General features: G+C 59.7%; 13 protein-coding genes. 10 read left to right on the forward strand and 3 right to left on the reverse strand.

The features are described 5' to 3' along the window. Positions 1-99: 99 nt before the first annotated feature. Both HJB89_RS09100 and HJB89_RS09105 read right to left on the reverse strand, forming a co-directional pair. Entirely contained in the window at positions 100-996 is an 897-nt protein-coding gene (locus HJB89_RS09100) for an alpha/beta fold hydrolase (protein ID WP_221149619.1), read from the reverse strand. A gap of 55 nt (positions 997-1,051) precedes the next feature. Continuing rightward, entirely contained in the window at positions 1,052-3,127 is a 2,076-nt protein-coding gene (locus HJB89_RS09105) for a lytic transglycosylase domain-containing protein (RefSeq protein ID WP_221149621.1), read from the reverse strand. A gap of 211 nt (positions 3,128-3,338) precedes the next feature. Here HJB89_RS09105 and dapA point away from each other — a divergent pair, with 211 nt between their 5' ends. Both dapA and smpB read left to right on the forward strand, forming a co-directional pair. Beyond that, positions 3,339-4,223, forward strand: coding sequence for a 4-hydroxy-tetrahydrodipicolinate synthase (dapA, locus tag HJB89_RS09110; RefSeq protein WP_221131483.1), 885 nt, complete (start codon positions 3,339-3,341; stop codon positions 4,221-4,223). 93 nt (positions 4,224-4,316) lie between these two features. Continuing rightward, a complete protein-coding gene (gene smpB, locus HJB89_RS09115) occupies positions 4,317-4,796 on the forward strand; it encodes an SsrA-binding protein SmpB (RefSeq protein ID WP_164008587.1) in 480 nt (159 codons plus the stop codon). A 150-nt stretch (positions 4,797-4,946) separates the two neighbouring features. Here the strand turns inward: smpB and HJB89_RS09120 are convergent, their stop codons facing one another. Then, complete coding sequence (locus tag HJB89_RS09120; protein WP_207583609.1) at positions 4,947-5,528, reverse strand: NYN domain-containing protein; 582 nt, start codon at positions 5,526-5,528, stop codon at positions 4,947-4,949. Between the two features lie 296 nt (positions 5,529-5,824). Between HJB89_RS09120 and rpoZ the strand changes: the two genes are divergently transcribed. From rpoZ to era, 8 genes are all read left to right on the forward strand, one after another. Continuing rightward, positions 5,825-6,229, forward strand: a complete 405-nt coding sequence (gene rpoZ / locus HJB89_RS09125) for a DNA-directed RNA polymerase subunit omega (protein WP_003558080.1) — start codon at positions 5,825-5,827, stop codon at positions 6,227-6,229. A gap of 189 nt (positions 6,230-6,418) precedes the next feature. Continuing rightward, positions 6,419-8,653, forward strand: coding sequence for a bifunctional (p)ppGpp synthetase/guanosine-3',5'-bis(diphosphate) 3'-pyrophosphohydrolase (locus tag HJB89_RS09130; protein ID WP_207583610.1), 2,235 nt, complete (start codon positions 6,419-6,421; stop codon positions 8,651-8,653). Positions 8,654-8,846: 193 nt separating this feature from the next. Further along, positions 8,847-8,996, forward strand: a complete 150-nt coding sequence (locus HJB89_RS09135) for a DUF3563 family protein (RefSeq protein ID WP_207583611.1) — start codon at positions 8,847-8,849, stop codon at positions 8,994-8,996. 158 nt (positions 8,997-9,154) lie between these two features. After that, positions 9,155-9,745 carry a DUF2062 domain-containing protein gene (locus HJB89_RS09140; RefSeq protein WP_164008596.1) on the forward strand — a complete coding sequence of 197 codons (591 nt, stop codon included), beginning with the start codon at positions 9,155-9,157 and terminating at the stop codon, positions 9,743-9,745. Between the two features lie 38 nt (positions 9,746-9,783). Continuing rightward, complete coding sequence (gene acpS, locus HJB89_RS09145; protein WP_007626522.1) at positions 9,784-10,188, forward strand: holo-ACP synthase; 405 nt, start codon at positions 9,784-9,786, stop codon at positions 10,186-10,188. Between the two features lie 269 nt (positions 10,189-10,457). Continuing rightward, entirely contained in the window at positions 10,458-11,201 is a 744-nt protein-coding gene (gene lepB, locus HJB89_RS09150) for a signal peptidase I (protein ID WP_207583613.1), read from the forward strand. Beyond that, positions 11,198-11,917 (forward strand): ribonuclease III, encoded by a 720-nt coding sequence (rnc, locus tag HJB89_RS09155; protein ID WP_207583614.1) that lies wholly within the window; start codon positions 11,198-11,200, stop codon positions 11,915-11,917. Before lepB ends, rnc begins: the two co-directional genes overlap by 4 nt. A 7-nt stretch (positions 11,918-11,924) precedes the next feature. Further along, positions 11,925-12,866 (forward strand): GTPase Era, encoded by a 942-nt coding sequence (gene era / locus HJB89_RS09160; protein ID WP_164008604.1) that lies wholly within the window; start codon positions 11,925-11,927, stop codon positions 12,864-12,866. Positions 12,867-12,939: the final 73 nt, after the last annotated feature.

Consider the following 12,939-nt stretch of genomic DNA (forward strand, 5'->3'; position numbering starts at 1 on the left):
ATCTGATTTCGGTCAATCAGGAAAGCCCGGCTCTCGAGCCGGGCTTTTTGTATTCCGATAAATGGCAGGGATAGCTGCGGATGTCCGGCGTCAATCAGGCTATCCGCAGGTGGCGAGAAAAGCTCGAATAGCTGCGGGAATACTGCTGAGATGCAGGAGGGGTGCATGTCCTTGCCCTTCGACAGCGTGAAAGATCAACCTTGAGTGCCGCCGCCCCATTTCATCAGCGGTCTCCTTTGAGAGCAGAGATGTATTTTCGCCACGGATCAGCAGGAGCGGAAATCGGCTCAGGCTTTCGAATTGCTCCCAGAGATCCGGTAGCGGCTGGCTGAGATCGACCGATTTCAGTGCCTCGGCGATCGCCGGATCGAAATCGGCGACCGGCCCTCCGCCGATGTCGCGATAAATGGCACGTGCCATCTCGCGCCAGTCGTCGTTTTCAAGCGCGGTGAACGACGCGCCATGATTTTCCTTCAATATATCGGCCGCGGCGTTCCAGTCTTCTGGCCTTCTGCCGCCGTTGAGATAATCGCGGATCCGCGCCAGCCCTTCGGCCTCGACGACAGGCCCGATATCGTTGAGGATGACGGCTTCGAGAAGATCCGGCCGTGTCGCCGCGATCAGGTGCAGGATCAGCCCGCCCCGAGACGTGCCGATGAAGATCGCCCTCTCGATTCCGAGTGCCGCGCAGGTGGCAACGACGTCGCCGGCCTCCATCGTGAGATTGTAGTTCGCCTTGTTCTCATCCCAGGCCGAGTTTCCCCGCCCGCGCGAATCGAGCGCGATGACCCGGCGCGGTTCTGTCATGTCCCCGGAGAGAAGCAGCGCAAGCGGATGAAAATCCCGCGTATTGCGGGTCAGGCCGGGCAGGCAGACGACCGGCAGTCGTCCCGCGGTTGCCGCCTCGCCCGGCCGATAGTCGCGGGCATAAAGCTTCAGCCCATCCGAAGACGCGTAAAATCGTTCCTGGAAACCGCTTGCATCCGTATCCGGCATCGTATCCCTCGAGAGTTGTTGATCCCGCAGATGTAGCCTGCCGCGCCAAACGGCTTCAGGAGGCGCTGCGTCCGCCGATCAGGTCGCGCTCGATATCGGTCGGCTGGCCGAGACGGGCCTTGTAGACCTCGTAATTCTCCATGACCCGCTGGACGTAGTTGCGCGTTTCGGGGAAGGGGATGCGCTCGATCCAGTCGACGATCTCGTCGATCGACTTGCCGCGCGGATCGCCATAGCGGCCGATCCATTCAGGTACCCGCTTCGGTCCGGCATTGTAGGCGATGAAGGTGAGAATGTAGGAGCCGCCGAAGGCGTCGATCTGCTCGCCAAGGTAATGCGCGCCGAGTGTGGCGTTGTAACCGGCATCGGCCGTCAGCTTGTCTTTCGAGTAGGCGATGTTATGGCGCTTGGCCACCGCCTGGGCTGTCCCCGGCAGAAGCTGCAGCAATCCCCGCGCATTCGCCGCCGAAACGGCGGCTGGGTTGAAGGCGCTTTCCTGCCGGGCGATGGCATAGGCGAGTGCCTTGCCGGAGCCGGAGATATTGGCATTAGCCGGGATGACGCCGACAGGAAAGGCGAGTGCTGCGACGTCGATGCCGCGTCCATAGGCGATCTTGCCGATCTGCAGCGACAGATGGTGATCGCCGGATTGCTCAGCCTGTGCCGCAAGCACAGCCAGTTCACCCGGGCTCTGCAGTTGATCGGCGAGCGCCAGATAGAGAATGTCGGCCCGCCATCCATGGCCTGCCGCCTCCAGCCGGGCGATCGCCTGCACGGCTTCGCGTCCCTGGAAGCGTTGCCGGTCGTCCGCGGTCGGCGAGGGATAAGTAACGTTCAGCGTCTTCCGCCCTAACCGTTCCGCCGCGAGCTGGCCATAGAAAGTGCCGGGAAAAGTCGCAGCCTTCGCATAGAGTTCGCCGGATTTGCCAGGACCTCCGGCCTCCGCCGCTCGTCCCAGCCAATACCAGGCGCGTGAAACCGAGATCGGCCCGTTTGACGTCTGGAGGATCTTGCGGAAGTGTTGTTCCGCGGCTGCCGGATCCTGCAGGCCGCGAAGCGCGTACCATCCGGCATGGAACTCAGCCTCGACGATATCCGTCGGGCTCGTTGCGGCGTAATTTGCGACGATGCGATAGGCCGGCTTGAACTGTCCCTGGTCGACGAGACCACGGCTGACGATACGCTGCTCGTTCCACCACTCGCCCGAATTGACAAGGTCGCTGCGCTCGGGCGGCATCTGCTCCAGAAGTGCTGCCGCCTCGGCATATTTGTCCTGCTTGCGGAGATATTCGATTCGCGCAAACAGCAAGCCGGCATCGCCGCGCCATCTGGCATCGACGGTATCGAGTAGCGCGCCGGCATTGCCAGCCTTGGCGTCGACGGCAGACCAGGCCTTGTAGAGCGACTGCGCCTGGCCCATGTCTCCAAAGCGCTTAGCCTGCGCCACTCGGCCGCGATACATCAGATAGTCCATCCGCGCCTTGTGGTCGGCGGGCGTCAGCAGCGCCGAAAACTCGATGAGCATCTTATCCTCGGTCGCCTTGTCGAGACCCTCTCCACGCCAGACCTTGCGGATATATTTTGCCGCCTGCGCCTGCTTGCCCGTTGCAATCAGCGCCCGGCCGAGGATGACTGCGCCCTGCATCGTCTCAGGTGCGGTATCGCCGAAGGCGGCGAGCACGGCTGATGGGGCGGGGTTTTCATCATAGAGCGCGCGTTCGGAATAGGCGCGCAGCCGCGAAAGGCCCGGCCAGCTCTTGAGCTCTTGCGCAGCACTGGCGATTTCATAGGAGGGAACGCCCTTCAATCCGGAAACGGCGATCGCCCAGGTGAGGATATGGCGGTCGAGCGTATCGTCGCGCATGCTGTCGCGGATCGACAGCGCTAGCTGCGGGTCCTTGTCGGAAAGCGCGTCGAGGCCGGCTTTCAGATCGTTGTTGACTGGCGCGACTGCCGGATTGCGCGGAATGGCGCCTGTTGTGATCGATTCCGGTATGGCCGTCTCAGGAATGAAGCCGAGCGGCTTGACAGCAGGCACGGGCGCGCTCTCGCCGGGAAGCGGCGACGCTACACCGCCCCACGCGGCGGCAATGAAGCCGAAGGCGGACAGAATCAGGACAGCTTTCTTCATCCGGGATCTCGCAACGAAAACACGCCCTGCCATTTGGCTAGAGGCATCTTAACGAAACCTTACCGTACCAGGTAAAATTCATTCACATCTGCTATCGGAATTGCCCTAAACCGAACTCTACGCGCTTGTCGCGATGATTTCGGCGCTCTATGGTGCGCAAAATATTCATGGAATGCGGCCGAAGCAAGGATTTGGTCGTGAGGAGCTTTGCATGTTCAATGGGTCCATTCCCGCCCTCGTCACCCCCTTCACGGATGCCGGACTGATCGACGAAGACAGCTTCGCCGCGCATGTCGACTGGCAGGTCAAGGAAGGCAGCCGGGGTCTCGTTCCTGTCGGCACGACGGGCGAATCCCCGACGCTGTCGCATGCCGAGCACAAACGAGTGGTGGAACTCTGCATCGAGGTTGCTGCAAAACGCGTCCCCGTCATGGCCGGCGCCGGCTCGAACAATACACGTGAGGCGATCGAGCTTGCCCAGCATGCCGAAAAGGTCGGTGCGGACGCAGTTCTGGTCGTCACGCCTTACTACAACAAGCCGACGCAGAAGGGCTTGATCGCGCATTTTTCGGCGATTGCCGAGGCCGTCGATCTACCGATCTATATCTACAACATCCCCGGCCGCTCCGTGGTCGACATGACGCCGGAAACGATGGGTGCGCTCGCCAAAGCCCACAGGAATATCGTCGGGGTCAAGGATGCGACGGGCAAGATCGAGCGTGTCTCCGAGCAGCGCATCACCTGCGGTTCGGATTTCAGGCAGTTGTCCGGCGAGGATGGGACGGCGCTCGGCTTCAACGCCCATGGCGGTGTCGGCTGTATTTCGGTAACGGCCAATGTCGCCCCGCGCCTCTGCGCCGATTTCCAGGCGGCGACGCTGGAAGGCAACTATTCGAGCGCGCTGGAATATCAGGATCGGTTGATGCCGCTGCATAAAGCGATCTTCCTGGAACCTGGTCTTTGCGGCGCCAAATACGGGCTCTTCAAGCTTGGTCGTATGAGCCGCAACGTCCGCTCGCCGCTGATTTCGACGCTGGAACCGGCAACGGAAACGGCGATCGACGCCGCCCTGCGCCACGCCGGGCTTCTGAACTGAAGAGACCGGCCGTCTTCACAAGGCCGGGTCGTTCCCCTACATAAGGGCAAGCAATGAGGGCGCGGCTTTTCGCGCCCTGAAGGGAATATCGTCATGGCCCCCAAAGGCAGCCAGCGCGTGGTGAATAAGGTCGTGGCCGAAAACCGCAAGGCCCGCTTCAACTACGAGATCATCGATACCTACGAGGCCGGCCTCGTGCTGATGGGCACGGAGGTCAAGGCGCTACGCGAAGGAAAGGCCAATATTGCCGAATCCTATGCGTCGGATGAGGGCGGCGAGATCTGGCTGATCAATTCCTATTTGCCCGAATATCTGCAGGCGAACCGCTTCAATCACGAACCGCGCCGACGCCGCAAGCTGCTGCTGTCGGGGCGTGAAATTCATCGCCTGCGCTCTGCTATCAACCGCGAAGGCATGACGCTGATCCCGCTGAAGATCTATTTCAACGATCGCGGCCGGGCAAAGATGGAGCTGGCGCTCGCTAAGGGCAAGAAATTGCACGACAAGCGGGAATCCGAGAAGGAGCGGGATTGGAACCGGCAGAAGAGCCGCCTTCTGAAGGACAATGGCTGACCACACTGGGCTGCCCACTATGCCGTGATTGGCGATCACACTGCAGTCGGCCGCTGTCGCTGATCTCGAGTGTGCAGGCATGGCGGTGCGGGGAGGGGCTGCCACGCCCTTTTCCCTCGCGGCCACTCGCTTCGAAATGATCGATTGAGATCAATCCTCTACATCGTTCGCCGGTGCGACTTCGACCTGACGTGGGGCTCGCTCGGCGGGATCGCGACCAATTTCAGCTTTCAGAGATAGGAGATCGATGAAGTGATCGGCTTGGCGACGCAGGTCGTCGGCAATCATCGGCGGCTGGGTCGCCATGGTTGAGATCACCGAGACCTTGCGGCCCCTGCGCTGCAACGCCTCGACCAGGTTGGTAAAGTCGCCGTCGCCCGAGAAGATAACGAGATGATCGACAGTTTCGGACTGTTCCATGGCGTCGATCGCAAGCTCGATGTCCATGTTGCCCTTGATCTTGCGTCGACCCATGGAATCCGTGAATTCCTTGGCAGGCTTGGTGACGACTTTATAGCCGTTATAGTCGAGCCAATCGATCAGCGGCCGGATCGACGAATATTCCTGATCTTCGATCAGAGCCGTATAATAGTAGGCGCGCAGCAAATAACCGCGTTTCTGGAATGCTTTCAAGAGCTTGCGGTAATCTATGTCGAAGCCGAGGCTCTTGGATGCAGCGTAAAGGTTGGCGCCGTCAATGAAGAGTGCAATTTTCTCGCGTGGGTCAAACATCGCTTACCAATCCAATGAGAGCAATAGAAATCCGCAGGACCAAAATCCAATAAAAACAATGACTTGTGTTTTGACTTCGATCTGATCCATATTTTAACAATTATTCATATATGAAAGATTTAGGGCACGATTCGGCATATTCCAAGCAACCTTCGGTGGAATTGTGACATTCTCCATGGAAATTTAGCTCGGCCGCGGATAAAGACGAGGGGAGCCGGAATGAAAAACTTGTATTTGCCCGGTTTTAATTGTATCCGGCGTGCTAATCCCGAAATGACGACCGTAAAGGACAGGCAATGGCCCGTGTCACAGTTGAAGATTGCATCGACAAGGTGGAGAACCGCTTCGAGCTGGTTCTGCTCGCCAGCCACCGCGCCCGGCTGATTTCCCAGGGTGCCTCGATCACCATCGATCGCGACAACGACAAGAACCCGGTCGTCGCCCTGCGCGAAATCGCCGACGAGACGCTTTCGCCCGATGACCTCAAGGAAGATCTGATCCATTCGCTGCAGAAGCATGTCGAAGTCGACGAGCCCGAGCCCGATCCGGCCAGCATGATCGCCGCCGGCGGTGTCGCCGCAGCCGACAGCGAAGAGCAGGACGACGTGCCCGAGACGATCACTTTCGACCAGATGTCGGAAGAAGAGCTGCTCGCCGGCATTGAAGGCCTCGTGCCGCCGGAAAAGAGCGACGACTACTAAGCGCGTAGCCTGATCCCGGTCGCATGTGATCCCCCGGTTGAATCCGATCCGGGAAAAGTTTCATGCGATGGAAAAGAGCGATGATTACCAATCGTCAATCTTGCGCCTTTATTGCTTAGGCATATTATTGCCCATGTGTGCGCCAATCGTTGATTGGCGCGCTTTTATTTTTATCGGAGTGGCTTTGGAATGATGCGGCAGTACGAGCTCGTGGAGCGGGTTCAGCAATACAAGCCCGATGCCAATGAAGCACTGCTGAACAAAGCCTATGTCTACGCCATGCAGAAACATGGCCAGCAAAAGCGCGCGAGCGGCGATCCCTATATTTCCCATCCGCTCGAAGTCGCCGCCATCCTCACCGACATGCACCTCGACGAATCGACGATCGCGGTTGCCCTGCTGCACGATACGATCGAGGATACGACGGCGACGCGCGCCGAGATCGACGAACTCTTCGGCGAGGATATCGGCCGCCTGGTCGAGGGTCTGACGAAGATCAAGAAGCTCGACCTCGTTACCAAGAAAGCCAAGCAGGCGGAAAACCTGCGCAAGCTGCTGCTGGCCATTTCCGACGATGTGCGCGTGCTGCTCGTCAAGCTTGCCGACCGTCTGCACAATATGCGCACCCTCGATCACATGTCGGCCGACAAGCGGGCCCGCATCTCCGAGGAGACGATGGAAATCTATGCGCCGCTCGCCGGCCGCATGGGCATGCAGGACATGCGCGAGGAGTTGGAGGAACTCTCCTTCCGGCATATGAACCCGGAAGCCTACGACACCGTCACCAAAAGGCTGGAAGAGCTCTCCAAGCGCAATGAAGGCATTGTCAAGAAGATTGAGGCCGAACTGCGTGACCTGCTGGTCGCAAGCGGCCTGACCAGCGCCTATGTCAAGGGCCGGCAGAAGAAGCCCTATTCGGTCTTCCGCAAGATGCAGTCGAAGTCGCTTTCCTTCGAACAGCTTTCCGATGTCTACGGCTTCCGGTTGATCGTCGAGGACATCCCCTCCTGCTATCGGGCACTCGGCATCGTTCACACCCGCTGGCGCGTCGTGCCTGGCCGCTTCAAGGACTATATCTCGACGCCGAAGCAGAACGATTATCGTTCCCTGCACACCACCATCGTCGGTCCTTCCAGCCAGCGGATCGAACTGCAGATCCGCACCAAGCGCATGCATGAGATCGCCGAATTCGGTATCGCCGCCCACACGCTCTATAAGGACGGCGCCACCAATGCCGACGGCGACATCCTGTCTCGCGAATCCAATGCCTATTCCTGGCTGCGCCATACGATCGAAGCGCTCGCCGAGGGCGACAGCCCGGAAGAATTCCTCGAGCACACCAAGCTCGAACTCTTCCAGGATCAAGTCTTCTGCTTCACGCCGAAGGGGAAGCTGATTGCCCTGCCGCGTGGCGCCACGCCGATCGATTTTGCCTATGCGGTGCACACCAATATCGGCGATACCACGGTGGGCGCCAAGATCAACGGCCGGATCATGCCGCTGGTGACGCGGCTTGCGAATGGCGATGAGGTCGAGATCATCCGCTCCGGCGTGCAGGTTCCACCCGCAGCCTGGGAGGAGATCGTCGTCACCGGCAAAGCGCGCGCCGCCATCCGCCGCGCCACCCGCATGGCGATCCGCAAGCAATATGCCGGCCTCGGCCACCGCATACTCGAACGCACCTTCGACAGGGCCGGCAAGATTTTCTCCCGCGAGGCGATGAAGCCGGCGCTGCACCGCCTCGGCCAGAAGGAAGTCGAGGATGCGATCGCTGCCGTCGGCCGCGGCGAGATGTCTTCGCTCGACGTGCTGCGCGCCGTCTATCCCGACCATCAGGATGAGCGCGTCACCGTGAGGCCCTCCGGCGACGACGGCTGGTTCAATGTCCGCAGTGCTGCCGGCATGATCTTCAAGATCCCCGGCAAGACCAAGCCCGGGCCTGATGGCGGCCATTCGGAAATCGACACCGACGCCGATATCGGGCCGATCCGCGGCCTGTCCGGCAATGTCGACGTCAAGTTCGCGTCAACAGGCGCGGTGCCCGGCGATCGCATCGTCGGCATCATGGACCAGGGCAAGGGCATCACCATCTATCCGATCCAGTCGCCGAGCCTGCAGCGCTTCGACGATCAGCCCGACCGTTGGATCGACGTCCGCTGGGACCTCGACGAAGCCAACAAGTCGCGTTTCATGGCGCGCATCATGGTGAATGGGTTGAACGAGCCCGGCACGCTTGCCAAGGTCGCCCAGACGGTTGCAGGCCTCGACGTCAATATCCGTTTGCTAAATACCGTGCGGGTAGCGGCGGATTTCACCGAGATGATGCTCGAGGTCGAGGTCTGGGACCTCCGTCAGCTCAATCAACTGCTCGCTCAGATGAAGGAACTGGACTGCATCGCCACGGTTCGGCGGCTTTATGAGTAGGCTCTTTGTTAAGCCCTCAGGGCTTTGAGCGCAAAATTGCACATTTTATGATCGTTCCGTGGTCAAGGTGGAGCGTTAAAAAGGCAAGCAATGCGCTAAATGCATGGCTGTCTCCATGTTGCGGCTGTAGTAATTAACTTGTGCCGAGCCTATCTTCTGGTCATCGAAACGCAAACAGAAGATGAGACAAGAAATGTTTGACCCCATCAAGAAATTCGCCCGTGCCTTCCGCGCTCCGACCACGCAGGAACGTGAAATGGCATATCTCAATGGCTCGCTCGATCGTATCGATCTCGAGTTTCGTCAGCGCCAGGTCGACCGCGGTCTGTTCCGCACGCGCTGATACTGAACTTTATACTTGAGACGAGTGAGGGACGTTATGCATGACGGACGCCCCTTGGCATGAAGAAGCTCCTCACCGCGAAGAGAACTGAGCTGTTTTTTACGCGGTATCAACTGCCGCTCTTGTCATGGTCATGTGCGCTGCACTAAATACCGGCCATGTTGTTTCGCCGTCGCAAGCCCGCGGGATTCAAGGAAAAGATGCGAGAGCTTTTATGGCCCCGCAAAGGTTTCCTTCGCCCGATCCGTTATCTGACAATGCGCATCCTGCGCCTCAGCGCTTCGCCGCATGCGGTTGCGGCCGGCGTCGCTGCGGGTGTCTTCGTCTCGTGGACGCCGTTCATTGGCGTGCATTTCGTCATGGCTTTTGTCATCACCTATTTCCTCTCCGGCAGTATGGTGGCCGCCGCCCTCGGCTGCGCCGCTTTCGGCAATCCGCTGACCTATCCCTTCATCTGGGGCATCACCTGGGAGATCGGGCATCTGCTGTTGAGCCGTGAGGATCATCTGGCGGGTCAGACCGTTGATCTGGCTGCCCTCTTTCACAAGCTGAACTTTTCCGAACTGTGGAGGCCGGTGCTCGAACCGATGCTCGTTGGCGCCATTCCGCCCGGGATCGTCACCTCCGTTGCGCTCTATGCGCTGACGTTCTACACCGTGAAGGGTTTCCAGACGCGCCGCCACACACGGCTGTTGGAGCGGGCGCGATTGCGCCTAGCCAGCCCGGCCGGCGACATGCCGAGCGTATGAGCCTGATCAAGAATGCTTAAGCGACGGAAGGTTCCGGCATGATCATCGGCATTGGCAGCGATCTGATCGACATTCGCCGCGTCGAGAAATCCATCGAACGCTTTGGCGAGCGCTTCACCCGTCGCTGCTTCACCGAGATCGAGCGCGCGCGTTCCGACCGCCGGGCAAATCGTGGTGCATCCTATGCCAAGCGTTTCGCCGCCAAGGAGGCCTGTTCCAAGGCGCTCGGTACCGGCATAGCCCAGGGGGTCTTCTGGAAGGACATGGGCGTCGTCAACTTGCCGAGCGGCAAGCCGACCATGGTTTTATCGGGCGCCGCCGCCCTGATCCTCGAATCGATGCTGCCCGCAGGCCATAGGCCCGCCATTCATTTGACAATAACGGATGATTATCCCTTGGCGCAGGCCTTCGTGATTATCGAGGCGTTGCCCGAGAGCCTCTGATCGCGACCTCGGGAGCTGTTGATCGCGACCTCGGGAGATGTTGATCGCGACCTCTCGTCGCTTTTGATGTTGTCGCCATTGCCGCAACCGGCCGAAGTCGCTAGAACAGGGCGATTTTAGGCCGGGCCGGCCCAAAATCTGAATCCTGTTCTCGATTAAAGAATTAGAGCATGATGTCATAAGAAAACCGCTGACACTTTTCGGCATCATGCTCTAAGAGAACGACAGAAAAATTGCGCCGCCGCGGCGTCTTGAAGGAATAAGACTGCGTGTCCGAAAAAGTCGAAACCAAGCCGAACGCCCTCTGGGAAAATATCAAAGTCATCATCCAGGCGCTGATTTTGGCGATGGTGATCCGAACGGTGCTGTTCCAGCCCTTTACCATTCCGTCCGGTTCGATGATGCCGACGCTGCTCGTCGGCGACTACATCTTCGTCAATAAGTTCGCTTACGGCTATTCGAAATATTCGCTGCCCTTCTCGCCCGATATCTTCAGCGGCCGCCTGTTCGGCTCCGATCCGAAGCGTGGCGACATCGTCGTTTTCCGCTTCCCGCCAAACCCTGAAGTCGATTACATCAAGCGTTGCATTGGCCTGCCGGGCGACCATATCCAGGTTACCGACGGCGTGCTCTACGTCAATGGCAAGCCGGTTCCGAAGGTGGCTGACGGTACCTTCACGTCGGATTACAAACTCGATCCGGGCGCCGACGTACCGGTCTTCCGCGAAACGCTCGACAGCGGCAAGACCTACGATACGCTCGATCAATCTCCCGTGTCGCGCGGCGATAACACCCGTGAATTCATCGTGCCGGAAGGCCATTATTTCATGATGGGCGACAACCGCGACAACTCGCTCGACAGCCGTTTCGACGTCGGCTTCGTGCCTGCAGAAAATCTTGTCGGCCGCGCCAGCGTCATCTTCTTCTCACTCGGCAACGACACCTCCTTCCGCGAAATCTGGAAGTGGCCGACGAATATGCGCTGGGACCGCCTCTTCAAGGTTGTTGAATGAGCAAGGCGCAGACGCTTTCTGCGGCCGACCGCGCAAAGCTTGAAGGCCTGATCGGTCACGACTTCGCCGAAAAGGAACGCCTGGATCGGGCGCTGACCCATGCCAGCGCCCGCACCGAAAAGGGCGGCAATTACGAACGGCTGGAATTCCTCGGCGACAGGGTGCTCGGCCTCTGCATCGCCGAGCTTCTGTTTCGCACCTTCGGTGCGGCGGCGGAAGGCGAGCTCTCGGTTCGCCTCAACCAGCTCGTCAGCGCTGAAACCTGCGCTGCCGTCGCCGACGAACTCAGTCTTCACCTCTATATCCGTACCGGCGCCGATGTGAAGAAATTGACCGGCAAGCGGATGATGAACGTGCGCGCCGACGTCGTCGAAAGCCTGATCGCCGCGATCTATCTCGACGGCGGCCTCGAAGTTGCCCGCCGCTTCATCCTGCGCTACTGGCAGGGCAGGGCGGTCAGGGCCGATGGCGCCAAGCGGGACGCCAAAACCGAGCTGCAGGAATGGTCGCACGCCAAATTCGGCGTCACGCCCAACTACCGGGTTGATGAACGCAGCGGACCGGATCATGATCCGCGTTTCAAGGTGACGGTGGAAGTTGCTGGCATAAAGCCGGAAACCGGCGTAGAGCGGTCGAAGCGCGCCGCCGAACAGGTTGCGGCGACGAAGATGCTTGAGCGCGAAGGCATTTGGCAGCAATCGCCTGCCGGAAACTGACGGGACAATGACACAAGAAGAAGATATCGCGGCCGAAGCTGCTGCAGAAACCAATCGTCCGACGCATTCGGGCTTCGTTGCGCTGATCGGGCCGACCAACGCCGGTAAGTCGACGCTGGTGAACCGCCTCGTCGGCGCCAAGGTCTCGATCGTCAGCCATAAGGTGCAGACGACGCGTGCCATCGTCCGCGGTATCGCGATCCATGACAACGCCCAGATCGTCTTCATGGACACGCCCGGCATCTTCAAGCCACGCCGCCGGCTCGACCGCGCCATGGTGACCTCGGCCTGGGGCGGTGCGAGGGATGCCGATCTGATCGTACTGCTGATCGACAGCGAGCGCGGCCTGCGCGGCGATGCCGAAGCCATCCTCGAAGGCCTCAAGGAGGTCCGGCAGCCCAAAATCCTGCTGCTCAACAAGATCGACCGCGTCAACCGTGAGGATCTGCTGGCACTCGCGGCCGCTGCCAACGAGAAGATCGCCTTCGATCGTACCTTCATGATATCAGCCGAAAACGGCTCCGGCTGCGACGATCTCATGGACTATCTGGCCGCCACGCTGCCGGAAGGGCCGTGGTACTATCCGGAAGACCAGATCTCCGATCTGCCGATGCGCCAGCTCGCCGCCGAGATCACCCGCGAGAAGCTGTTTCTGCGCCTGCACCAGGAGCTTCCCTACGCCTCGCATGTCGAGACCGAAAAGTGGGAAGAGCGCAAGGACGGCTCGGTGCGGATCGAGCAGGTGATCTATCTCGAGCGCGACAGCCAGAAGAAGATCGCGCTCGGCAAGGGTGGTGAAACCATCAAGGCGATCTCGACTGCGTCGCGCAAGGAATTGTCGGAGATCCTCGAGCAGCCGGTCCATCTCTTCCTGTTCGTCAAGGTTCGCGAGAATTGGGGTGATGATCCCGAGCGGTTCCGCGAAATGGGTCTCGATTTCCCGAAATAAGCACGGCAAGGATTTCGTCGGCCAGGCGCCAGACCGTTGTTTCCGCATAAAAAAATCGCTTTGCTCACGGAAC

Origin of the sequence: Rhizobium sp. NZLR8, from assembly GCF_019685025.1 — a bacterium.
GTDB lineage: Bacteria > Pseudomonadota > Alphaproteobacteria > Rhizobiales > Rhizobiaceae > Rhizobium.